Raw genomic sequence first — 23,499 nt, 5'->3', positions numbered from 1 at the left:
CAGCCCTGGTCGAGTTTCAAAAGTGTGTGGAGGGAACAGCCTTTACGACCACTATGTGCAACCTGACCTCCGGCTCCACTGTGGAACGGCCGGGATGAGAGTCAGCTTCCGGTTCCAACTCGGGATCCATGCCGGTCGTCACCCACGGTTGCCCAGCGCTTAACGTGGCGTTCCATGGCGCGGAGGGCTTTCTCCAGCTTCGCCAGCAGTACGCGTGTCTCCTCTTCGGTGATCACCAAGGGCGGGGACAGGATCACGGCGTTGTTCAGCGGGGCGATACCGGCCGGATAGACAATGAGCCCTTGGGCCAGGCATTCCTGCACGAATGCGTTGGCCGCTCCCAGCGCAGGATCGGGTGCCTGCTTGCTTTCCTGGTCCATAACGAACTCGAAGCCCCAGAGCAGGCCCCGCCCACGGACATCTGCCATGCAGCGGTACCTTGTTGCCAGGGAGAGCAGACCCTCCTCGAGCTGCTTCCCCCGTTGCCGGACGTTCGCTAGGATATCCTCGCGTTCCATAAAGTCCAGGACCGCCAGGCAGGTTGCTGCCCCCAGGGGGTTCCCCGAGAAGGTGTGGCCGAACGGCGCGACGCCGCTGCCCTCTCTGAACGACTCAACGATGTGGCTCCGCAGCAAGACGGCAGCAACAGGGGAGTAACCGGCACTCATTCCTTTGCCGATAAGAAGAAGGTCCGGCACGACGTCCTCGTAGGAACTCGCGAACCAGTCGCCCGTGCGCCCCATTCCGGTAATGACCTCATCGATGATCATCAGCACGTCCAGCCGATCACAGATTTCCCGAAGCCGGGCGAAGTAGCCCGCTGGAGGTGTGAGGACTCCGCCGGCGGCTCCTACGATTGGTTCGACGATGACTGCCGCGACTGTGCCGGGGTCCTCCTTCTGAATGGCATCTTCGAAGGCTTTCGCAGCCCGCGCAGCGTACGCTTCCTCGCTCTCGCCTGGCAGGGCGAAGCGGTATGCGTAGGCCGGCGGGGCGAAGGAGAACGCATGCAGCAAGGATCCGTAGTCGGGGCGACGTGCTGCATGCCCGGACATCGACAGGGCGCCCATTGTCATGCCGTGATAGCTGATGGTCCTGCCAAGGATTTTGACTTTGCCTGGGAGCCCCCTTTCGCGCCAGTAGCTCACTGCGGTGCGGATGGCGTATTCGGATGCTTCTGACCCGCTATTGACGAAAAAAGCCATATCGAGGTCCCCGGGAGCAATGTCGGTGAGCCGGCGGGCAAGTTCTTCAGCGGGCAGGTTGGTGAACTGGGTTCTATACGTAAAAGCCACGCGGCGGCACTGTTCTTTCACCGCCTCAGCAATCTCCTCCACACCGTGGCCAATGCTGGCGGTCATGGCGCCGCTTGAACCATCCAGATACTGGCGCCCTTCCGTGTCATACAGGAAGACGCCTTCGCCGTAGGCAACTGTCGGGTACTTCCTGTCGATGATTTGCTTTAACAGTGCGCTGTCGGAAATGGGAAGCTCCTAAATATCGGCAGCTGCTCTAGCAGCTCACTAAATGCAGTGACGGGTAGAGAAATCTCTGGAAGATCCTTTTGTCCATGGGCGCGAGTGTCCGGCCGCGCTTTGCGCGACCGGACACCGTTACGATCGCCCCAAGAAGACCTGTGCGACGGAAGCTACGGAGATAGATCTTCTTTTCTTAGCTCGCTGTAGATCTTTCCTCGCTGCTGGAACTTGCCGGAATCAGTGCGGCATACGTCGCCGGCCGCTTGGATCGCATAACCAGCGCGGTAGTCACGCCTCCCAGGAAGAGTGCGGCCATGAGCGCCAACAGTATTCCCGCCGCCAAGTCGCCGCCGACGAGAAGCCCGAAGTTCTGAAGGACCAGAAAGACAATTCCCCCGAGTCCGAGAAGGGCAAGCGCGGGGGCCAGCAACGTGCCCCAGACCTTCTTGTTGTGTGCATTCCTCCGGAAGAACACGATCACCGCGAGTGACGTGAGAGCCATCAGAACAACGATGCCCAATGTGGCCGAGCCTGAGAACCAGGTGTAGGCCTGCGTTACCGGGTCGAGCCCGATGATCGCCTCGACACCAAGCAGTGCTATCGCAACTACCGAGACGATCAAGGCTGCCCTGGACGGAGCGTGGTGACGTGGGTGGATTGCACCAAGTCCAGACGGAAGAACACCTTGAGTACCAAGGGTAAAGAGGTACCGGGTCAGTACGTTCTGGAAGGTGAGGATACAGGCGAAAAGGCTGGTGATGAGGAAAACCTGGAGCAGGGTGGCAAGGAGCGGGGACACGTACTGTCCCGCGAGCCCTACCACAATGCTGGTGGGATCATTCGTCGCGGCTTCGACGATCTGGCTGCTTCCGACTCCCGCCTGCAAGGCCCAGGCAGTGAAAGTGTAGAAAATGCCGACGCCGATAACGGCGATGTAGGTTGCCCGAGGGATAGTGCGATCGGGGTCACGTGCTTCGTTCCGGAAGACGGCGGTGGCCTCAAAACCGATGAACGAGAAGAAGGCAAACATGACGCCCAGAGGCGGGACACCTTCGCCCAAACGCGCGGGGGACAGCGAGTCACCACTCAAACCTTCCGCGCCGCCGTGGACAATCACCCCGATGTTTACTGCCAGCAGAACGACTGTTTCGATGACCAGGACCACGCCCAGCACCTTGGCGGAGAGCTCGACGTCCCGGTAAGCAAGAGCACCGCAGGTTGCCATCAGCACCAGACTGCACAGCCACCAGGGAAGATCCGGACCGCCCAGATCGTGAACCGTGGTCTGGGCCGCTGATCCCAGGTATGAACACAACGCAAGAAACAGCAGCAAGTATGTTCCGAGCGCAAAAGTGGCAGCCCCCATGCCAACACCCCGGCCCAGCCCCGTTTGGATGTAGGAATAGAACGCTCCAGCATTTTTTACAAAGGGCGTCATCCTCGTAAAGCCAACGGCAAACAGAAACAGAATAGCGGTCGCGATAAGGAAGAACAGCGGACCGCCCGTGCTTCCCGATGCAGAAACGACAACAGGCCAACCAGCCACGACAGCTGTCATGGGCGCAGCTCCCGCCACAACCATGAACACGATCGACCGGACTCCAAGGCCCCTGCTGAGCAATCGGTCCGGGCTCAATATGCTGTTCGGTCCCGCATCCACCGGCTCAAATTTAACATCTTTAATTGCCATTCGTCCCTCCTGGACGTAGAAGCTGAGTGTCATCGCGATGCCTTCGACAAGGCGGAATTGAACGGCATCGCGGAACCCACAAGTGGGGCCGGCCCCCTTGCCGAACGTCACTGTGAATTGGATTACAGCGTAGGAGTTACCCCAGGGTTTGCGGTGTTGAGCCTGCACATACATCCGTCCTGCGCATGGTCTTGATGCACAGCTACCGGCTGGCAAAAGAATGGACGCGGTCCGATGACCGAAGAGTTTCTGGAATGTGCACCACGCACATACAGCTAGTTATCGTGGTGCTCCCAGCACTCGCTGGCCGCAGTTTCCTCAGGCATTGTCGGAACTAACGGAGCTTCCCAGACTCCACACGGGACTAGGAAATTTTCGACAAAACCCACTTCTCCTGAAGGAGCACCCGATTATGAGCAGCGTTATTTCGGTCTACAACCCCGCTACAGAAGAACAGATAGGCGAGGTGCCCGCCTACGACCTGCCGGACGTGAATGCAGCGGTCGAACGCGCACGGGCCGCCCAGCGCGCCTGGGTCCGCAAGCCACTGGCTGAACGCCGTGATGCCCTCTGGGCTATTGCCGATGCTGTCATCGCTCACAGCGACGAACTGGCCTTACTCGAATCCACCGACGTTGGTAAGCCATTGGCGGCGGCCCGACAGGAAGTTCTTGGTGTCGCCGAGTGCTTCAAGTACTACGCCGGAACGGTGGACAAGATCCTCGGAGACACCATTCCCGTCGACGGCGGCGTCAGCATGACTTTCCGCGAGCCGCTGGGCGTGGTGGCCGTAATTGCCCCCTGGAACTTCCCTCTGCCTATCGCATCCTGGAGTATCGCGCCGGCACTGGCCAGCGGCAATTCCGTGATTGTGAAACCCGCCGCCCTTACCCCCCTGTCAACTGTCCGATTTGGTGAAATCGTGAAGGAACTGGGCGTCGTCGGAGACGCGCTTCAGGTTCTCACAGGTTCGGGCGCCCGGATCGGCAATGCCCTCGCTGAACACCCGGATGTTAACAAAGTAAGTTTTACTGGTTCCACCGAGGTCGGCCGGTCCATCGTCCAAGCGGCTTCAACGACGATGAAAAGAGTCTCTCTTGAGCTCGGCGGGAAGTCCGCCAGTATTGTCTACAACGACGTCGACCTCGCCAAGTGTCTGCGGGCAGCCCCGATGTCGGTCTTCGACAACACGGGCCAGGACTGCTGTGCACGCAGCCGCTTTCTCGTGCAGCGGGGAATCTTCGACGAGTTCGTTGAGGGATTCATCGAAACTACGCGGGCACTGAAAATCGGTAACCCGCTGGACGACAAGACCAACCTCGGACCGCTGGTATCGGCTGCCCACCGCGACACCGTTTCCAGCTTCCTCGAAAACGGGCTCAACGTCGTCACCGCCGGTGAAGCACCGGATGGCCCCGGCTTCTGGATGGCACCCAGAATCGTCATCGCCCCCGACCCCAAGAGCCGGGTGGCAACCGAGGAAATTTTCGGCCCCATCGCCTCGGTGATTCCCTTCGACACCGAAGAGGAAGCCATCGCGCTGTCCAACAGCTCAATCTACGGCCTGAGCGGCTCCATCTGGACCAACGACGTCGGCCAGGCCCTGCGGACGGCGCGGGCACTCGAGTCCGGGACTCTCTCGGTCAACTCAAACTCATCAATTCGAATCCAGACACCTTATGGCGGCTTCAAACAGTCAGGCATCGGCCGCGGACTGGGCCAAGCTGCCATCGAGGCATACACAGAACTCAAGACCGTATTTGTAAGGACAGAACCGTGACAACTGACACAGGGGAGCTGGTTCGGACCAACCAAGGCACCTCATACGGAGTATCCAGTGAGACAGACACCGCCGTGCAGACCCTCAGCGTCCTCTACGGCAGCCAGACCGGGAACGCTGAGTTCCTTGCGTCCAAGATCGTGGACAAGGCAAACGGCCAGGGTTACTCAGCCGAGCTTATGAGCCTGGACATGCTGACCCCGCAAGATGCGGCACGCAAGGACCGCCTGTTGATCGTTACCGCCACACACGACAACGGCCACATGCCGGACAACGCGCAACCGTTTTGGGATCAGCTTCAAAGCGCCGGCTCAGACCTCTTCAGGGACGTTCCCTTCGCAGTCCTTGCCATTGGCGACTCCATGTACGAAGACTTCTGCAAAGCCGGCATCGACCTTGACGAGCGCCTTGGCGAACTCGGCGGCAAGAGAATCCTCGACCGCCTCGACTGCGATGTCGACTATGACCTGACGTCAGGCAAGTGGATCAAGGGCATGCTCGAGACCTTCACGACAGTTGTTCCCAAGAAGCGGGACAACAGCCCGCAAGACTCCACTGTTCCAGGAGCAAACCCCGCCGAGCAGCCCAAAAGCACACGCCGGGAACCTGACACTGCCACCGTCGTCGAGGCCCGCCTCCTAAGCGCTCCAGAGTCCGAAAAAGAGGTCTGGCACTATGAGCTTGAGGTCAGCGGCGACAGCCGCAACTACCGGCCAGGTGACTCACTTGCCGTAATCCCCACCAACTCCATCGAGCTCGTGGAAAACCTCCTCGAATTCCTTGGCCTCGAGGGCAGCGAGGCGTTCGGTGAGGACGGCAAGACTGTACGCGAGACGCTTCAAAACGACTATGAGCTTCGGCTGCCCCACCTGGGCATCGTTGCCTGGCTCGTTGAAGATCTCGCACCGGATCATCCCGTGCGGAACCTGGTCGAGTCCGGTGACCGGAACGCGCTGGAGAACTGGCTGTGGGGACGGGACATGCTGGACGTGCTGCAGGAAACCCGGACAACAGATGTCGACCCCGGCGAGTTCCTCTCAAAGCTGAGGCCTCTGCAGCACCGGTCGTACTCCATCGCCTCCAGTCCCCTCGCCGACGGCAACCGCGTCCACTTGACGGTCTCCTCTGTGCGATACGAGACCGCCGGGCGCCGGCACTCGGGGGCGTGCAGCGCTTTCCTCCAGTCCGCCGCACGCACCAAAAAAGCTATGAAAGTGTTCCCGCTGCCCGCGCACGAGTTCCACCTGCCCAAGGACAGCTCAGCTGATGTGATCATGATCGGTCCAGGTGTCGGAGTTGCCCCGTTCCGCGGATTCCTCCGTGACCGTGAAGTCTCACAAGCCCGGGGCCGGAACTGGCTGTTCTTCGGGGACCGCCATGAAAGGCCTTCCTGGCTCTATCAGGCGGAAATGGAAGAACTGCAGAGCAACGGTGTGCTGGACCGCCTCAGCCTGGCTTTCTCCCGGGATCAACAGGGCAAGGTCTACGTCCAGGACCGGATCCGCGAAGAAGGTGAAGACATCTTTGCCTGGCTATCGGACGGAGCTTCCGTCTATGTGTGCGGTGGGAAACAGATAGCACCTGATATCGACGAAGCCCTATTGGCGGTGCTGGGCAGCCACGGCGCAATGACCCGCGAAAAGGCGTACGACTACGTGCAGTCCATGAAGACTGAGGGCCGTTACGTCAAGGACGTCTACTAGGCCCCATCTGAACCCTGCCCAGTACCAGGGCTTTCGTGTCCCGGATACTCGGCAGGACTCGAAAAAAGTCTTGGCCTACGTACGGCTCTGGATGTGATCTGCCTTACCGCATGCATGTAGCCGGCAATCATGATGTGCAGCTTGCACATACGCCAATAGGATCCCGCTCTTAGTGTTTTTAGTAAGCAATATCAATGAGGATAAGAGGTACACAGTGAATCCCATCACACAGGTCCCGGAGGATCTCCAAGAACTCGAGGCAATCGACATGCAGGATCAATCCGCAGCGGCGTCAGCGCATGACGAACTGCAAAAGTTCGTCTCCGACAACGACATCAAAACGTTCAAAGTGGGCGTGGTGGACCTCGACGGTGTTTGGCGCGGCAAGCGCATCCCTGCCAGGTACTTCCTGGAAAGTGTCGCTGAGAGCGGAACGAATATCTGCAACATCATCTTCGGCTGGGACATTCAGGACGAAATCATTTCTGATCTCAGCTACACGGGGTGGGACACGGGTTACCCTGACGTGACGCTCCTCCCCGATCTCAGTACCCTGAAGGTCGTTCCCGGGGAACCCGGCGTGGCTTCCGTCATCTGCGACGCTTACGAGATGTCGGGCGAGCCTGCGGCAATCTGTCCCCGGAGCATTCTCAAGCGGGTCGTGCAGAAAGCCGAAGACCTTGGATACTCGCCAGTCTGCGCCTACGAGTTCGAGTTCTACCTGCTCAAAGGCACTCCGACGGACCTGGCCGCCAAGGACTGGCGCGACCTGACCCCCATCACGGCGGGCAGCCATACCTACAGCCTTGTCAGGGACACAGGCACCGAGTTCCTCATCGGTGAGATCCGACGCCGCCTGTCTGAGCAGGGCATTTTCATCGAGGCCAGCAACAGTGAAAACGGTCCAGGCCAGTTCGAGATGAACATCCACTATTCGGATGCTCTCGCAGCCGCGGACAACGCCCTCCGGCTTAAAGCCACCGTCAAGGAGGCTGCAGCTGAAGCCGGCTACACGGCATCGTTCATGGCCAAGATCAACCCGGAGTGGGCCGGTTCTTCCGGACACATGCACCAGAGCCTTTGGGATCCGGAATCTGGCAAGTCAGCTTTCGCCAATGCCGACGAGCCCGGCGAACTGAGCGCCATCGGGTACAACTACCTGGCGGGCGTCGTCGAGACGGCGCCGGAGCTCACGGCCGTCTACCTGCCCACCATCAACTCTTACAAGCGGACCGAAGGTGGTCAGTGGGCCGGATCCAGCGCCACCTGGGGGCTCGACAACCGTACGGTCGCAATCAGGTCCATTCCGTCAAAGGGCAGTGCTGCACGCATCGAAAACCGGGTACCGGGCGCTGACGCCAATCCCTACCTGGTCATCGCCGCAAGCATCGCCGCCGGCCTGCACGGCGTGGAGCAGGAACTGACTGCCCCGGAGCGGGTGGTAGGAAACGCTTACGCCCTGGAGGAAGGACACCAGGTAAAGCAGCTGCCCGGAACACTCGACCAGGCCATCGAACAGTTCGAGAAAAGCGAGGTCGCCAAGGCGTACTTCGGCGAAACGTTCGTTACCCACTACGTCCAGACGAGGCGCTGGGAGCTCCGCAAGCTTCAGACCAGTGTCACCGACTTCGAAATCGCACGTTACCTGGAACGAATCTAGCGCCCAACACCGCGCTAAGAGCTCCATTTCCATTTTTCAATACTCAGAAAGAAGCACCCAATGACTACTCACCCCGGAAAGATCGCTGCAGTCACCGGAGCCGCGTCCGGAAACGGCCTTGCCATCGCAGAAAAGCTGCTCAAGGAGGGCGCCACCGTCGTAGCCCTGGACCGTGACGAGGCCGCGCTCGAGCGTCTGATTGCCCAGCACCCGGAAATGGTGCCTGTTGTTATGGACGTCGCCGACGAAGCCTCGGTCCGCAGCGGCATGGCCGAGATCGACGCAAAATTCGGCCGGCTCGACACCCTAGTCAACAACGCAGGCATCGTCAAGGGCAGCAACTTCGACGACGTGAGCGTAGCGGAATGGGACCAGGTCTTCGCCGTGAACTCCACCGGACCGTTCCTGGTCAGCCAGGCCGCACGGCCGCTGCTGGAGAAGGGCGCTGCCGCCCGGGGCGACGATTCAACCAGTGCCATCGTCAACATCACCTCTGTCGAGGCCCACATCGTCATCGCCAGCAGCGGACACCCCCAGGTCCACTACAACGCATCCAAGGGTGCACTCCTTATGTTCACGAAGGCTTTGGCCATCGAAACCGCAGCTTCCAAAATCCGCGTCAACGCTGTCGCCCCCGGCTTCATCGAGACCCCATTCACCAAGTCCGTGCTGGAAAACCAGGAGGCCGTGAAGTTCCTCCTCGACCGTACGCCGCTCGGACGAATCGGACGGCCCTCTGACGTTGCCAACGCCGTCGCGTTCCTGGCCAGCGACGAGGCCAGCTGGGTGACCGGTACCACCATCCACGTCGACGGTGGTTGGCTGGTTTACTGACATGCGGGCGCCCCTTATTGCCATTTCCGCGGCCCGGCAAACCGTCGATACCGCCTTCGGCCCGATGCCTTCAACGGTCCAGAACATGGCCTACGCCAACGGCGTTCTTGCCGCGGGCGGCCGTCCCGCCATTCTTCCGTCCACGGCAACAATCCCGGATGCGGCTCTTGAAGGATTTGACGGGCTCCTCCTCACCGGCGGCGGCGACATCAGCCCCCGGCTGTACGGCGAGGACCCGATCGACACGGTCTATGACGTCTGCGACATCAGGGACGACTTCGAAATAGAACTTTACAACGAGGCCATGCTTCGCGGCCTGCCCATCCTGGCCACTTGCCGGGGGATGCAGCTTGTCAACGTCATCCGCGGCGGAAACCTCGTCCAGGAAGTGAGCCCGGACAGGGGGCACTGGCAGGACCACCCCTCACACGAACCATGGCACAAGGTACAGCTGGAGCCCGGTTCCGAACTTGCCCGGATCGCCAAAGGCCTGAGCATTCCCGTGAACAGCTACCACCATCAGGGCTTGGGAAAGCTCGGAACAGGTCTTCGTGTCGTGGGACGGGAAGGCGACGTCATCGAAGCAATTGAAGCCGATGATGCCCGCCTCATCGGAGTCCAATGGCATCCCGAGCACATGGTCGACTATCACGAAGCCCAGAAGGCCCTCTTCGTTGATCTCGTGGAGAAGGCCGCAGCGTACGCACAGTCACAGAAACCACTTCAGGAGCAATTCTCATGAGCACAGAAACTGAGCGGGGACTCAGCCACAACAAGTCAGACTTTGACTTCCACGGACGGTCGCTCGACAACATTTTCGACGAATACCAGGACATACTGGCCAACGGCCCTGTTGGACACAGCAACAAGTATGGAGGCTTTTGGTACATCACCAAAAGCGAGGATATCTTCAACGCCGAGCAGGACCCCGACACCTTCGCTGTCGGTCCCTCAATGCTCCTCCCGGCGTTCGGCACTGACGTCCCCCTGATTCCGATCGACATCGATCCGCCGACCCACGCTGACTTCCGCAAAATCCTGCTACCGATGTTCACACCCATGAACATCTCAAAGCTGACACCCGGCATGCGGGAGACCGCTAAGCAGCTGTGCCAGGAAGTCCTTGCAGCCGGCGACGTCGTTGATGTTTCGGCGAAGCTTGCCCGCCCGATGCCGACCATTATCTTCAGCCGCCTGGCCGGATATCCGGAACAGGACTGGCCAATCTTCGACCGGTGGATTGACGAGATCATCTATGAGCGGACCGCTCATCCGGAAAAGGCATACGCGGCCGGACGCGAGCTCAACGACTACTTCGACCGTCTTCTCGACGAACGGGAAAAGGCCGGACCGGAAGCAGAAGCCGGCAATGACCTGATCACCCAGCTTCTGAAAGCGGAAGTGAAAGGCCGGAAGCTCACGCGTGAAGAGCTGCTGTCGTACTGCTACCTGCTCTTCTTGGCCGGGCTGGACACGACCGCCTGGGCGATCCGTTCCGCCCTTTGGTACCTGGCCGGCAACCCGCAGGCCCAGCAGCAGTTGCGTGAAAACCCCGACCTGATCCCCACAGCTGCAGAAGAATTCCTGCGGACGCTTTCCCCGGTCCAGGCCATGGCCCGCACCGCGAAGAAGGACACAGTCGTCCGGGGCCAGGAGATCAAGGCCGGTGAACGCGTCGTGCTCGTCTTCGGCGCGGGCAACCGTGACCCAGAGGTCTACGAAGAACCCAATGACATCAAGATTGACCGCGAAGACAACCGCCACCTGGCCTTCGGCGGAGGGATCCACCGGTGCCTTGGCTCGAACCTTGGCCGCGCCGAAATGGTTATCGCCATGGAGGAATTCCTGAAGGCTGTCCCTCACTTCGAACGGGCGAATGACGACGAACCGTGGCACGGCGTCGGCCCGCTTACCCTCAAGATTGGAGCTTGATCACCATGGGAGAACTTTGGGTCGACGGAGGGCGCTGCCAAGGCCACGCCCGGTGCTGGGCTCTGGCACCCGAAACCTTTGAGATCGACGAGGAAGGCTACGCGCACGTCATTCCTGGCCGCGAAAACAGCGGCGATGAACCCAACGTCCGAAAGGCCATCCGGAACTGCCCCGAACGGGCAATCCTGGAACGGGAAACGAACGAGGCCAGCGAGAAAGCATCAGAGGTTTCGGCGTCGTGACACATCTGCCAGAGCGGGTTGCGGTCATTGGCGCTTCGGTTGCATCAGCAATGCTGATTGAACGCAGTCGCGAGCTGGGCTTTGCAGGCGAATTTATCGTCATTGATTCAGACCCGAACGCGCCCTACGACAGGCCCCCGCTGTCCAAGCAATTCCTTCTAGGCACTGGTCCCGTTGAACCGGCCGAGTGGTGGCCGGAGGCTACACCGATCCTCAACGCAAAGGCGATCGGGCTGCTCACCGACAAGCGAACTGTCCTGCTGGACAAGCTCGGAGAGGTAGCTGCTGACGCGGTCGTCATCTCAACAGGAGCCGGTTCAATCCGGCTGCCGAACGAGCCAGCGGGCGTTCTAAGCCTAAGAACCGCCCAGGACGCCCTGGCCCTGCGCAACGCTGTGGATGCAGGAGCTGCCAGTGCGATCATCATCGGCGCCGGAACCATTGGTGCGGAACTGGCGTCTACTCTCGCCCAACGTGGGCTTGCCGTCACGGTAGTGGATTTGGCTCCGCAACCAATGCAGCGCTTCTTTTCGGGGCATCTTGGGGAGGAAGCGAAGGCATGGATGCACCAGGCCGGTGTTGTCACTCATTTTGGGGTTGCTGTGGAATCCATTCAGAAAACGAATGCGCACTGGACGGTCCGGGTCAGCGGCCTGGACCTGCACGCCGACCTGGTTATCAGCGCTATCGGTGCGCGGCCCAATACCGAATGGCTGACCTATAGCGAGCTTGACGTTTCCAACGGAGTCCGTTGCACTGCGGACGGGAAAGCCCTGCGGGCCAGCGGTGAAATCGCCGACGGGATCTTCGCTATCGGAGACGTTTCGGCCCGGCAGGCGGAGGACGGAACCTTTCGGCGGTTCGAGAGTTGGACCCAGGCCCAACGGCATGGCGCAGCCCTGGCTGAATACTTTGCCGGTTTCGACTCCACGGAACTGGAACAGGCTCCGTACGGGTGGACGGAGCAGTTCGGCCGAAAGGTACAGGTACACGGAATGCTTCCGTCGGCAGGCGAACTCGTACAGGTATACGCTGCAGAGGAACGCAACGCCGCCTTGTACCGGATTGGATCTGCGGAGGAGGACGTGGCTTGGATAGGCGTCAACGCGCCACGGCAGTTCAGCCGGGCGTCCATGGGCATGAGCCTTCTAAGCTGAAACCATGAAACCCCCTGCTGAGCCCGCGGCCTCGCAACCGAATGAGGCCCTGCCCGCTGACTATCGCCATAAACTCCAAATAGCAGAGCTTCGCGCAGATACCTTGTCCGAGCTCACGCAGCTAATGATGGAAGGACCGGATCCACTCGCGCTTGCTCAAAGAGCAGTGGACTTGGTAGCCAGGGCAACAAACTCAGCAGGGGTTTTCGTCTACCTGTGGGATGAACAGGAACAAGTCCTTGTCATGCGCGCAGGCACCGCTGGAGTGCAAAGCCAGCAAGTGGGAAGAGTCACCCTTCGCCTCGGCGAAGGTGTAACTGGCTGGGTAGGGCTTACTAGGCAGTCGGTTGTCCTTAACAAGAACATTCAGCAGGACCCGCGGTTCGTCAGCATCAGCGAACTGCAAGAAGAAGATTTCAATTCGATGCTGGTTGTCCCGATCGTGGCACCGACCGGGACCCTGCTAGGCGTGTTTAGCCTCTGGTCATATGAGGAGGAAACCTTCACCTGGGAGTCGAAGCTGATTGCTGACGAGGTGGGCGTGCTGCTTGCCAGCGGCCTGCTGCAGGCTGAGACTGTTGATGACTTGCGGCGCCAATCCGCAGCAGCGCATTTCCTTGTCGATTTCCCGATCAACTCCGCCACTTCCGTCCTGCAGTGCGCCCAGGTGGCCGCCCGGTCGATTCTTAAGCACATGAGCTCGGACGCCTGCGTCATTGAATATTTCGGGCGTGGTCCAGCCACGTCGCCGCCCACCGCCATTGCAATGGACAAGGGCGAGCGGAGCGGAATCATGGTTCGAACCACTCATTCACGAACGGCAACGTCCGAGTTCATTGAATCCAACGTCGCTGGACACGAGCGGATATCTGTCTCCTTTGGCCTGACGAGCACCCGGGGCATTGTCACGTGCTATCGTCCACGCCGCTATTCCGCCAGAGAGCTCGATCGGCTGAGCGCCATTTGCTCTCAGCTGGCCGCTCTGTTTGAAGCAGTAGAACTGGAGTCCGTCGGTTCATCCCATGCTTCACGCTTGCTCCGAAGCGTCGGCACGAGCACATTCGCCCGGATTCTCGAGGAGTCAGGTTGGTCCAAGGGCCGCACTCTGCCGGTTCTGGTGCGAGTGAAACGGCTGAAATTCGACTCTGACGCGGTGTCCAGGCGCATCGCCCCCTATCTTCAGGAGCTGGCTGGCTCCCGATCCCTGGTCTTCACTGAAGGCCCCCTCAGCCTGCTCTTTATCGATACCGCCTCCGGCTCCGGAGAAGAGATCAAGGCGAAGTTGGAGACAACTCTTTCTGACCTCGACGAACACCGTGGCGTCTCAGCTTTCGCCGGCGTAGGTCCACTGGCGCGGGACGTCGCCTCTCTGCAGCCAGCGCTTTCAGACGCCGAAACCGCACTGGCATGGACAGAACTGGTCGGCAGGACATCCGGGAGACGGGTAACCTCTTTCAGCGACATAGAACACCTGCAGGAACTGCCGCTTGTTGGGGAAGGGATGTCTGCGGAGATCAGGGACGTGCTCGCGGAACTCAGGTCCCTCACGCACTACGACGCGGAAAATGGAACCCAGCTGGCCGAAACAGTCGCCATGCTCCTATCCAACAAAGGATCCATTGCCGACACGGTCTCAAAACTGCACATCCACCGCAACACACTCCGGCAACGGCTCCAGCGTGTAGAGCAGCTCATCGGTCATTCATTCGAAGAAGCCGGCGACTGGCTTCCCACGGGCATTGCAGCGCGACTGGCGATGCGCGAAGGCCACCGCGCGGTTCTTCAATGACGGCAACAGCGGCCGGAGTTCGCTGAGGAATATTCGCGTGATCCCAAGAGCACCAGGGTGTGGCACACACATTTGGATCTTAATGTGCAAACGGCACTGCGGTCCCGGCGATGCTGTTCGCTACGTTGAAGTTGTCCGCGGGGGTCGGGGATTAAAGGCCATGGGGCCTTGGTGTCCGGGTTAACCGCACGGGATGCCACCGTCCCTTCACAACCGGGGGTTTCGAACGCTGAAACCCCGATCGCCCGATAAGGAATTCGAGCATGACCAATCAGCCAAACCTGCCCCGAGGTACCGGTACCCTGCAGGCACTCGTCATACAGCCAGATTTCCACTGCCCGCTGGACCGTCTCGGTGTTTGGCTGCATGACGAGGGAATAACCACCAGAATTATCCAGCCTTTCATTGGCGACGTGATCCCGGACGTGATCCAGGAGGACGCCTTGGTGGTTCTTGGTGGAGACATGAGCTCCTTGGACGACGATGCCTATCACTGGCTTTCCGACATCCGGCGCCTTATGGCGGCCGCCGACAGACATAGAAAGCCCACGCTAGGGATCTGCCTTGGAGCTCAGCTGATGGCACAGACGTTCGGCGGGACCGTGGCTAGGGGAGACCAGGGCCTCGAGGCGGGGGTCGTAGAGGTGGCATTACGGCCCGATGCTGCCAAGGATCCCTTGATGGCCGGATTGCCGGGTCCATTCTTCGCAGGCGCCATGCATGGGGACATGATCGAACAACTCCCGCCGTCAGCGGTATGGCTCGGGATGACGGCCCAGTATCCGCACCAAGCTTTTCGAGTAGGCGAGATGTCATGGGGAGTTCAGTTTCACCCGGAAATCTCGCCGGTGGTCTACCGCCAGTGGTTGTCCCTGGTCAAGGAGAATGACACGGATGCCGTAGAGCGGGCCGGCCGCGGAATGAAAGCATTCGAGAATCAAGACCAGATCGTGAGGGAGCATACCGAGGCGATGGCGCGACGCTTCGCCCACCTGGTCCGAACGACCGCAACAGTGGCTACTCAGTAACCAACAGTGCGTGGTGGTGCTGCGGCCGCGGGTTGGACACACTAGTCGATGCAGCGATTCCTGCCTCTGGACCCATTGAGTCTGCGGGCAGGAACAGGTCCTTGCCAGTCTCTCGTGCCCGGATCCACCGAGTCGTCGGGAGCGGGGCAAGGCACGGCGTGTTCATGCCTGGCCCAGCACCGTGTCCCAAGTGGTGCCGCCAGTCCCCCGCAGAACGCGGTCAGGATACTTCCACAATGGATGGTGCTCTCACGGTCAGTGGAGCCAGTGTTTCTCCGGCTGAGTAGCTATCTGCGAAAACAGCCGCTCCTGCGCTGGTCAGAGCTACCGGGACATTTGCCCACATATTGATGCCTTCTTCCACCGACACCGCCGGCAAGTTGAGATGGGCGAGGTGCACGATCTCGTTTCCTTGTTCGATGGACAGGCATGCCCCGTCGGGCCCGACTTTAATTCTTGGGTTGCAAATTGAGACCGACATTAGCCCGTGATGGGCGAGGAAGCGGGCCTCTCCACCGAACTGGAGCACAAAGTTGTTCCCGTCGGATTGATCCAGGCTTCTGAACGGGAAATAGAACTGTCGGGTATTTGTCACGGCAGCACCCTCGCGCAGGAGTATGCGTCCATCGCGCATAGACTGCACGTACTGTACAAAGCTCTCTTTCACCGCCCAGGCCATGCCGAGATCTGCTCTTTCCACAGGAAGTTCGGACATCAGGGTTCCTTCTCGTTGCCAGGTTGCACACGGCCGGTGGGGCTCCCGCTCCCGACTCACCAGGAATGGGAGTGGCTTACCGACTCTTCATATTCGACCATTTTCGTGCCGGCTCAGATGATCGATATGTACTGCGGGCACAGCGTTCGCATCGGCTGTGTGCCTGGTGCCTATCCGTGAGGACGGTGGACCCGCGGTCGGCTCGTGAGGTCGACAGCCTGCTGGAAGGGCGCCGCCAGCGCGCCGCCGTTGGAGGGAGGGGCGCTGATGGGCTCGACCAGTCAGGCCGGCGGTCCTGAATCAGTCTGAGAAGTTCAGTTGTTCAGGGGCGACGCACTCGTAGACGAGACCAGGAGGAATCTGATGGCTGAGTTCAAGGGTGTAGGACCAAGGGCCGTACCAGGTGACAAGAACGCCTGACGCTTCATCCGGGACTGTTTCAGAGCGCAGTCGGGTAATGGCTCTTGCTAACTCATTATCATCATGCAGCTGTTCCAGAAGCTGTACGCGTCCAGGGGCAGCGGAGTGTTGGCACGTCATGGTGCAGCAGCATGCTGGAAGCCAGGGCAGAGGCTGGACCTGTCGGTTTCCCATCTATAGTCGACCCACACCTTGAAACCGTCTGCCCGGTGAAAGAGACGGCGGGGCTCGGCGCCGTGACTGTCGAGCCATAGGATTTGATCATCATCGGTGACTGCATCGACAACTCCGCGGCGGATCTCCTTATCCAGAAGTTTCACGATGACCAGTTGACCGACCAGCGGCTGCCATTTGGGTTGCAGATGAAATGCCATTTGATGCCGTGCCCTTCCTATGGAGCGGGCTGTGCCTGCCTTCTATCGGGCAGGCACAGCCGATGTCCTAAACCGTTACGAGGTCCTGCCAGTCGGCGAGGTTATGTCCATGGGCATCGCTGACAGACTTGTGAGTGACCTTTCCCGCCGCCACGTTCAGACCGCCGGCCAGAGCGGGGAGCCGGTCGAAAGCACCTTTGACGCCGTAGTTGGCCAAAGCCACCGCGTAGCGGAGCGTGACGTTGGTCAGCGCGTAGGTGGAGGTGTTCGGGACAGCGCCGGGCATGTTGGCCACGCAGTAGAAGATCGTCTCGTGAACCTTGTACGTGGGTTCCTGATGCGTGGTGGGGTGCGTGTCCTCGAAGCAGCCGCCCTGGTCCACCGCGATGTCCACCAGGACCGAGCCGGGCTTCATCCGGGCCACGAGGTCGTTGGTGACGAGCTTGGGTGCCTTCGCTCCCGGAATCAGGACGGAGCCGATGACGAGATCTGCATCGATAACTGACTTTTCGATCTCGTACGAGTTCGACGCCACGGTCTTGAGCCGGCCCTGGTACTGGGCGTCGAGTTCGCGCAGCCGGTTGATGTTGATGTCCAGGATGGTGACGTCGGCGCCGAGGCCGAGCGCCATGGCCGCGGCGTTGGTGCCTGCGACACCTGCACCGAGGACGACAACCTTGGCGGGACGGACGCCCGGAACGCCACCGAGCAGCACACCCTTGCCCCCTGCCGGCGCCATGAGCGAGGTCGCACCGACCTGGACGGAGAGCCTGCCGGCCACCTCGGACATGGGTGCGAGCAGCGGCAGCGTTCGGCCTTCCTGGACGGTCTCGTAGGCGATGGCCGTGACGCCGGAGTCGACAAGCGCCTGGGTCAGTGCGGGTTCCGCTGCGAGGTGAAGGTAGGTGAAAAGTAGCAGGCCCTCGCGGAAGTGGCGGTATTCGGATGCCACGGGTTCCTTGACCTTCATCACCATGTCGGCCCGCGCCCAGGCCTCTTCTGCACTCTGTACGATCTCGGCTCCGGCGAGTGCGTACACCTGATCGCTGATGCCGGAACCAGCGCCGGCACCGGTTTCCACGAGCACGTCGTGGCCGTTTGCTTTGAATTCATACACGCCGGCGGCCGTGATGGCGACGCGGAACTCGTTGTTCTTGATTTCCTTGGGGACGGAGATGATCATGACTCATGCTTTCTGACGAGATTGATGCTTGTGGGGAAGAGAATGACAGAAAATGCGGAGAGCTGCGCGTTGCTCGCAGGATCTGCGGCAGAATGGAAGCAGCTGATTAATTCCTGCATTGTGAGGAGCGTTACAGAGTGTCGGACTCGCAGAAACTGCAACAGGTGCCATTGGACGAAGTGGACCACAAGCTTCTAGGCCTGCTGTCCAATAATTCAAGGCGTACCAATCAGTCGTTGTCGGAGGCCCTCGGACTTGCGCCGTCAACCTGTCTTGCCCGCCTCAAGGCGCTCAAAGAGTCGGGGGTAATCAAGCGGTTCACCGTCGAAGTCGCACCCGAAGCAATGGGCCTGCCCCTCCAGGCCCTGGTCAGCGTGCGGCTTAGGCCTGGGGCCCGGCACCTGATGAATGCCTTCGGAAATGAGTTGCGGGACCTGCCCGAGATCAAGCAATTCTTCGTTCTTGGCGGTGCAGATGATTTCCTGATCCACATCACGGCCAGGAATACCGAGCACATCCGTCAATTCGTACTGGACCATCTGTCATCGAATCCTGCCGTCGCAGGCACCCAGACCAACCTCGTGTTCGAGCATGGCCACGGAACCGCCTTCGGACTCTAGGGATCTGGGACAAATGCCGCCGATGGCCCAAGCCAAAGGGCATCCCCGTTTTTCCCGGCATCTGCGGCAGGCCCTGGTCGGCGAAACAGCAGGGACGCTGACTCCTTCCAGTCCATGTATTGCACTAGTGCGGGACGGCCCCACCTGCTGCAATGGCAATACGAGACGCGAAAGAGTCGCTCATCAGGGAAAGGAGTCGAAGTGTCATCCTCAGATGCACGTAACCCCGACTTTCAGAAAATCTTCGAAAGTCTGCCGAACCAATACATCATCGTCACCCCCGACAGAACGATCGTCGCTGCCACTGACTCGTTCCTTGCATCTACGGGAAAGAGCCGCGAGGGAATCGTCGGCATGGACATCCTCGAGGCTTTTCCGGACAACCCGGACAACCCTGACGCCAAGGGAACAGAGATTCTGCGCAGCTCCATCGAGCGTGTTGTCGAAACCGGCAAGATCGATATTCTTCCGCCTGTTCGGTATGACATCGAGAACTCAGACGGGATTTTCGAGCCCCGGTGGTTCCAGCCCCTGAACGCTCCGGCTTTCGATGGTGACGGCAAGCTCGTCTATGTCCTGCACGGGGCGGAAGACATCACGGCTCAAATGACGAGCAAGAGCTGAACCCCGGCCCCCACCGACCCGATAAGGACTGAAATTATGGACGACGTCAAAGTAACCCTCATTGGAGGACCGACCCTGCTCCTCGAGATCGCCGGCTACCGGATGATCACTGACCCCACCTTCGATTCCCCCCAGGTCTACCACCACCCAATCGCCGGACCCGTCATCAAGAAGCTCGCCCCCAGCGCCACCCCCGAGGAGCTTGGCCACGTTGACCTGGCACTCGCCTCCCACGAGCACATCGACAATCTGGACGTGGCCGGCCGGGGTTTTCTGACGATGGTGCCGCTTGCCCTCACCACGACGGAGGCTGCGAAGAACTTCGGCCCCAACGTCCGCGGGACCAGCGACTACGAGACTCATACCGTTACGCTTCCCGATGGCAGGCAGATGAAAATCACGGCAGTGCCGGCGCATCATGGCCCGGAGGGCGTGTGGGACGCACTCGGGCCCGTTATTGGCTTTGTCCTCGAAGCAGAGGGCATGCCGACGATTTACATCAGCGGTGATAACTCCGAGCTGGATATCGTGCGCGAAATTGCGGATCGTTTTCCAGCCATTGATATCGCTGTGCTCTTCGTCGGCGGCGCAAAATTCGATGTGATCGCAGATGGCGCGTACATCACCCTCAGCAATGACCGGGCCCTGGAGGCGGCCAAGATCATGGGTGTCAAGAAGGTCGTTCCAGTGCACGAGGATTCGTGGGAACATTTCAGCCAGAATGCTGACCAGATCAGCAAGCTTTTCGCAGATGCCGGGCTCAGCGAACTCCTCATCGCCTTGAAACCGGGGGAGTCTGCAGACATCCGGCTCTAGCAAACGGACCGCAGAATCGAAGGTTGGACGGTTATCGGCCAACCTTCGATTCTTGCTTAAAGGCAGAACCGGTGAAGGCCTGCGACGGACAGGCGGGCATCAACTTATGTGCGTGGCGCACACACAGCACCTCGAAGGGTCGGGAAGAATGGTGGCAGCACAACTCACGGATCGCTTGGAGTTCAGGGACGATGACGACCATTGCGGAGCAGTTCACCCGGGAACAAGACGACCTGGCGAAAACAGCAGGGCGCCCGAGTGCCGATTATTGGTCGATATCACAAGGGCTGCGGCTGCTGGGTGACCGCTGGTCCCTATTGATCGTGCGCGAACTCCTCTGCGGTGAAATGGGGTTCAACGATATGTCCCGGGCCCTGCCTGACCTTTCGCGGACACTGCTTTCCCAGCGGCTCAAGCGCCTGGTCCAGCTGGAGCTTGTCGTTCGCAACGATGAAACCGGCCCCCGCGGCTCACGACGCTACAGACTGACGCCGGTCGGCTACGCGCTGCGGCAGACCTTGGAGTCGCTGGGCCTCTGGGCGAGTCATTGGCATGCGCCCTTTGAGAATGACCTGCGGACAGGGCTTGGCACGCTGCTCGAACACATGGGCCGCGGCCTTGTGACAGATTCCCTGCCCAGGAAGTCGATTGTCCTGGGGTTCGAGTTCGACAACGTCAGGGGAGCTCCCCTTCATGGCTGGATCTGCACAGAGAACAGCAAGACAACCGCGAGCATCGGCCGCGCAGAACGTGTCCCGGATCTTCAGGTTCATGTCGCCCCGCGGGTGCTCTACGACCTCTGGTGGGGTCTGCGCCGCTGTGAGGAGGCGCGGCAGCTGGGCTCCATCGGGTTTGTTGGCCCGCAAGAGTGGGCTGCGGACTTCTCCGGCTGGTTCGCCCCTCGGGCAGCTTCCTAACGGTCAGCGCCCACCATACGGTGCCCCGCGGTTGACAGGCCCGCCTTTTCCCGGCTTCCTGCTATACAGGTACGTTGCACTGGGTCCTGTTTCTGGATGCCATGCAGGGATATGAAACAGGGTCTACACCCCTTAGCCGGGGGAGAGTAGGGTCAAGTAAACAGAGGTGCCGTCGCCCAAGCGTGTCTAAGAGACCACGTTGTGCCGGCGCTGCTTTCTTGGAGGAACCAGGATGGCTGGATGGAATGCTGACACGGCTGCCGGCCCAGTAGGGGCAGGGACCGTCACCCTGGTCGAGGAAACCTCGTTCTGCATTTCTTTGCCCAATGGCGACATTCATCCCGAGCACCCGCATGGCCTGTTCGTGCAGGACACCCGATTCCTGTCCCGCTGGAACCTGACAGTTAACAGTCATCCGCTTGAGTCCCTGGCTGCCGAGACGCGCGAGCCGTTCCGGGCCCTGTTTGCAGGTCGCGTTCCCCGTTCCGACGGATATGCGGACAGCCCGCTGATCGTGGAGCGCCTGCGGGAAGTCGGCGCGGGTATTCAGGAGCGACTTACCGTACGCAATTATTCAACCAAACCCGTCGAATGCGCGATTTCCCTCGAGGTTGAAGCTGACTTCGCGGACCTTTTTGAAGTGAAGGAAGCCCGGATCCAGCGTGCGTGGGACGCAACCCGGTACGTGGATGGGGACCAGCTGACCATTTCCGGTGTCTGGCAAGGCATGCGAAAACGGGTGGTTATTCAGGCTCCGGGAGCAGAGGTGAAGCCGGAGGGGGTCACCTTTCTGGTATCTGTCCCACCGCAAGGGGACTGGAGCGCTGTCGTCAGTGCCCGGGTTGAGGTTGAAGGCTCTGGCCGGAGCGCCACCCTTGTCCACCCTGAGGGGGAGGAGTTGTCCCCCAGTGACCGGCGCCGCAAGGAATGGGTTGCCAGGATTCCCGTCGTTCGCATGGGTAACCGATCCATTGAGCGGACGTTACGGCGGAGCTACGACGACTTGGGTGCCCTCCGGATCGAGGATCCGGATCATCCCGAACGCGTTGTGGTGGCGGCAGGTGCGCCGTGGTTCATGACGCTCTTTGGCCGGGATTCCCTGTGGGCCTCGGAAATGGCGTTACCGGTGGATCCCTCACTGGCTTTGGGGACGCTGCAGACGCTGGCGGACCGGCAAGGAAGCGTCGTGGACCCACTGACGGAGGAGGAGCCCGGCAAGATCCTGCACGAAGTAAGGCTTAGCCTCAATGCCGGTTTGGCCCTTGGAGGCAAATCAGCCTACTACGGGAGCGTCGACGCGACTCCGTTATTTGTGGATGTGCTCGGAGCCGTCAGCCGGTGGGGATTCGGTGCGGATATTATCGCCGGTTTGCTGCCCCACGCGGACCGCGCCCTGGAATGGATACGTCACTACGGGGACAAGGACGGCGACGGTTTCGTCGAGTATGAACGGCTCAACGACCAGGGCCTGATAAACCAAGGCTGGAAAGACTCCTGGGACGGCATCAATTTTGCCGATGGAACACTTGCGGAGCCCCCGATCGCGCTCTGTGAAGTCCAGGCCTATGTCTATGCTGCGTATACCGCGCGTGCCTGGATGGCATACGACGCGGGCGACACGGCACGGGGAGATGATCTCGCCGATCGGGCGGCGGAACTGAAGCGGAGATTTAACGAGCAGTTCTGGATGCCGGACCGGGGGTACTATGCAATCGCACTCGACGGCAGGAAGCGACAGGTGGACGCGTGTGCTTCCAACATGGGCCACTGTCTGGTCTACGGACTCGTAGACGAGGACAAGGCTCCGCAGGTTGCCGAGCGGCTTATGTCTCCGGAGATGTTCAGCGGCTGGGGTATACGGACCTTGGCCAGCAACATGGGCGCATATAACCCGGCCAGCTATCACAACGGCTCGGTATGGCCCCACGACAATGCAATCATCGCTGCCGGTCTGTTGCGATACGGCTTCGTGGCGGAAGCACAGCGCATTACCACTGCGATATTGGAAGCCGCCGAATTCTCGGGCGGGCGCTTGCCCGAGCTCTTCTGCGGCTTCAGCCGTGATCAGTTCGCCGAACCCGTACCTTATCCAACGGCGTGTTCGCCCCAGGCTTGGGCAGCAACGGCCCCGATCCTCCTGGTGACGAACCTGATGCGGTACGACGTTCATGTCTCCCGTCGGGGACTGTGGATGGATCCTGTGCTTCCGGAAGCCTATGGTGATCTGCACATCACCAACGCACCTGTTGGTGGCGGCCGGATCACCATCGACATCGATAGGTCCGGCCCCTCTATTCAGGGCCTGCCTGAGTGGATGGAATTTCGACGCGGACATCGGCCATGGATTACGGAACTGGTCGAACAGGCAGACCGCCGGCGACGGAAGTAGGCAGCCTGGCTGTCGTCAACACCCTCGATGTTACAGCGCCGCCATCCCCTCTGGGACGAAGCCGGCGAACAGTTAGATGATGACTTCTGGCACGCCTCCCGTTAGGCGCGGCGACTTGCCCAACGGGAGACGTGGCATGATGAGCGCT

At 60.3% G+C, this 23,499-nt stretch carries 20 protein-coding genes; 15 read left to right on the top strand and 5 right to left on the bottom strand.

The window, feature by feature from the left end:
- Positions 1-101: 101 nt before the first annotated feature.
- Together FB478_RS04965 and FB478_RS04960 are read right to left on the bottom strand one after the other, a co-directional pair.
- Entirely contained in the window at positions 102-1,454 is a 1,353-nt protein-coding gene (locus FB478_RS04965; RefSeq protein WP_082581630.1) for an aspartate aminotransferase family protein, read from the bottom strand.
- Positions 1,455-1,671: 217 nt separating this feature from the next.
- Positions 1,672-3,279: an APC family permease gene (locus FB478_RS04960; RefSeq protein ID WP_235009453.1), complete on the bottom strand. Its 1,608-nt coding sequence runs from the start codon at positions 3,277-3,279 to the stop codon at positions 1,672-1,674.
- 301 nt (positions 3,280-3,580) lie between these two features.
- Here FB478_RS04960 and FB478_RS04955 point away from each other — a divergent pair, with 301 nt between their 5' ends.
- From FB478_RS04955 to FB478_RS04910, 10 genes are all read left to right on the top strand, one after another.
- Complete coding sequence (locus FB478_RS04955) at positions 3,581-4,948, top strand: aldehyde dehydrogenase (RefSeq protein ID WP_110504005.1); 1,368 nt, start codon at positions 3,581-3,583, stop codon at positions 4,946-4,948.
- Entirely contained in the window at positions 4,945-6,651 is a 1,707-nt protein-coding gene (locus FB478_RS04950; protein WP_144599836.1) for a sulfite reductase flavoprotein subunit alpha, read from the top strand. Before FB478_RS04955 ends, FB478_RS04950 begins: the two co-directional genes overlap by 4 nt.
- A gap of 214 nt (positions 6,652-6,865) precedes the next feature.
- Positions 6,866-8,311 (top strand): glutamine synthetase family protein, encoded by a 1,446-nt coding sequence (locus FB478_RS04945; protein ID WP_235009454.1) that lies wholly within the window; start codon positions 6,866-6,868, stop codon positions 8,309-8,311.
- A 60-nt stretch (positions 8,312-8,371) separates the two neighbouring features.
- Positions 8,372-9,145, top strand: coding sequence for an SDR family NAD(P)-dependent oxidoreductase (locus tag FB478_RS04940; RefSeq protein ID WP_056387811.1), 774 nt, complete (start codon positions 8,372-8,374; stop codon positions 9,143-9,145).
- Position 9,146: 1 nt separating this feature from the next.
- Entirely contained in the window at positions 9,147-9,887 is a 741-nt protein-coding gene (locus tag FB478_RS04935) for a gamma-glutamyl-gamma-aminobutyrate hydrolase family protein (protein WP_056387806.1), read from the top strand.
- Positions 9,884-11,077: a cytochrome P450 gene (locus tag FB478_RS04930; RefSeq protein ID WP_056387803.1), complete on the top strand. Its 1,194-nt coding sequence runs from the start codon at positions 9,884-9,886 to the stop codon at positions 11,075-11,077. Before FB478_RS04935 ends, FB478_RS04930 begins: the two co-directional genes overlap by 4 nt.
- Before the next feature lie 5 nt (positions 11,078-11,082).
- On the top strand, positions 11,083-11,319 hold the full coding sequence (locus tag FB478_RS04925; protein WP_056332056.1) for a ferredoxin: 237 nt from the start codon (positions 11,083-11,085) through the stop codon (positions 11,317-11,319).
- Positions 11,316-12,476: an NAD(P)/FAD-dependent oxidoreductase gene (locus FB478_RS04920; protein ID WP_235009455.1), complete on the top strand. Its 1,161-nt coding sequence runs from the start codon at positions 11,316-11,318 to the stop codon at positions 12,474-12,476. The genes FB478_RS04925 and FB478_RS04920 overlap by 4 nt, the downstream gene beginning before the upstream one ends.
- Positions 12,477-12,480: 4 nt before the next feature.
- Positions 12,481-14,265, top strand: a complete 1,785-nt coding sequence (locus tag FB478_RS04915) for a GAF domain-containing protein (protein WP_082581629.1) — start codon at positions 12,481-12,483, stop codon at positions 14,263-14,265.
- A gap of 263 nt (positions 14,266-14,528) precedes the next feature.
- Positions 14,529-15,293, top strand: a complete 765-nt coding sequence (locus FB478_RS04910) for a type 1 glutamine amidotransferase (RefSeq protein WP_056387794.1) — start codon at positions 14,529-14,531, stop codon at positions 15,291-15,293.
- A gap of 220 nt (positions 15,294-15,513) precedes the next feature.
- Here FB478_RS04910 and FB478_RS04905 read toward each other — a convergent pair whose 3' ends face one another.
- From FB478_RS04905 to ald, 3 genes are all read right to left on the bottom strand, one after another.
- Complete coding sequence (locus tag FB478_RS04905) at positions 15,514-16,008, bottom strand: HtaA domain-containing protein (RefSeq protein WP_235009456.1); 495 nt, start codon at positions 16,006-16,008, stop codon at positions 15,514-15,516.
- A 536-nt stretch (positions 16,009-16,544) separates the two neighbouring features.
- On the bottom strand, positions 16,545-16,802 hold the full coding sequence (locus FB478_RS04900) for a hypothetical protein (RefSeq protein ID WP_110504006.1): 258 nt from the start codon (positions 16,800-16,802) through the stop codon (positions 16,545-16,547).
- Positions 16,803-16,869: 67 nt separating this feature from the next.
- On the bottom strand, positions 16,870-17,985 hold the full coding sequence (ald, locus tag FB478_RS04895; RefSeq protein ID WP_110504007.1) for an alanine dehydrogenase: 1,116 nt from the start codon (positions 17,983-17,985) through the stop codon (positions 16,870-16,872).
- A 137-nt stretch (positions 17,986-18,122) separates the two neighbouring features.
- Between ald and FB478_RS04890 the strand changes: the two genes are divergently transcribed.
- The 5 genes from FB478_RS04890 (at position 18,123) to FB478_RS04870 (ending at position 23,351) form a co-directional block, all read left to right on the top strand.
- Positions 18,123-18,605: an Lrp/AsnC family transcriptional regulator gene (locus FB478_RS04890; protein ID WP_056387789.1), complete on the top strand. Its 483-nt coding sequence runs from the start codon at positions 18,123-18,125 to the stop codon at positions 18,603-18,605.
- Positions 18,606-18,806: 201 nt separating this feature from the next.
- Positions 18,807-19,229 carry a PAS domain S-box protein gene (locus FB478_RS04885; protein ID WP_056387787.1) on the top strand — a complete coding sequence of 141 codons (423 nt, stop codon included), beginning with the start codon at positions 18,807-18,809 and terminating at the stop codon, positions 19,227-19,229.
- A gap of 36 nt (positions 19,230-19,265) precedes the next feature.
- A complete protein-coding gene (locus FB478_RS04880; protein WP_110504009.1) occupies positions 19,266-20,045 on the top strand; it encodes an MBL fold metallo-hydrolase in 780 nt (259 codons plus the stop codon).
- Between the two features lie 191 nt (positions 20,046-20,236).
- Positions 20,237-20,962, top strand: a complete 726-nt coding sequence (locus FB478_RS04875; protein ID WP_056387782.1) for a helix-turn-helix domain-containing protein — start codon at positions 20,237-20,239, stop codon at positions 20,960-20,962.
- 232 nt (positions 20,963-21,194) lie between these two features.
- Entirely contained in the window at positions 21,195-23,351 is a 2,157-nt protein-coding gene (locus FB478_RS04870) for a glycogen debranching N-terminal domain-containing protein (RefSeq protein WP_056387780.1), read from the top strand.
- The last annotated feature ends 148 nt before the right edge of the window (positions 23,352-23,499 follow it).

The sequence above is a fragment of the Arthrobacter sp. AG367 genome (assembly GCF_007828995.1).
In the GTDB taxonomy this organism is placed as follows: Bacteria; Actinomycetota; Actinomycetes; order Actinomycetales; family Micrococcaceae; genus Arthrobacter.
The sequence above is the reverse complement of the archived record's forward strand: the minus strand, read 5'-3'. Positions and strand labels throughout refer to the sequence as shown.

Coding starts and splice junctions, on each gene's coding strand:
- FB478_RS04875 (WP_056387782.1), top strand. CDS start 20,237: ATGACGACCATTGCGGAGCAGTTCACCCGGGAACAAGACGACCTGGCG.
- FB478_RS04940 (WP_056387811.1), top strand. CDS start 8,372: ATGACTACTCACCCCGGAAAGATCGCTGCAGTCACCGGAGCCGCGTCC.
- FB478_RS04880 (WP_110504009.1), top strand. CDS start 19,266: ATGGACGACGTCAAAGTAACCCTCATTGGAGGACCGACCCTGCTCCTC.
- FB478_RS04915 (WP_082581629.1), top strand. CDS start 12,481: ATGAAACCCCCTGCTGAGCCCGCGGCCTCGCAACCGAATGAGGCCCTG.
- FB478_RS04900 (WP_110504006.1), bottom strand. CDS start 16,802: ATGGCATTTCATCTGCAACCCAAATGGCAGCCGCTGGTCGGTCAACTG.
- FB478_RS04870 (WP_056387780.1), top strand. CDS start 21,195: ATGGCTGGATGGAATGCTGACACGGCTGCCGGCCCAGTAGGGGCAGGG.
- FB478_RS04930 (WP_056387803.1), top strand. CDS start 9,884: ATGAGCACAGAAACTGAGCGGGGACTCAGCCACAACAAGTCAGACTTT.
- FB478_RS04935 (WP_056387806.1), top strand. CDS start 9,147: ATGCGGGCGCCCCTTATTGCCATTTCCGCGGCCCGGCAAACCGTCGAT.
- FB478_RS04955 (WP_110504005.1), top strand. CDS start 3,581: ATGAGCAGCGTTATTTCGGTCTACAACCCCGCTACAGAAGAACAGATA.
- FB478_RS04905 (WP_235009456.1), bottom strand. CDS start 16,008: ATGTCCGAACTTCCTGTGGAAAGAGCAGATCTCGGCATGGCCTGGGCG.
- FB478_RS04925 (WP_056332056.1), top strand. CDS start 11,083: ATGGGAGAACTTTGGGTCGACGGAGGGCGCTGCCAAGGCCACGCCCGG.
- FB478_RS04910 (WP_056387794.1), top strand. CDS start 14,529: ATGACCAATCAGCCAAACCTGCCCCGAGGTACCGGTACCCTGCAGGCA.
- ald (WP_110504007.1), bottom strand. CDS start 17,985: ATGATCATCTCCGTCCCCAAGGAAATCAAGAACAACGAGTTCCGCGTC.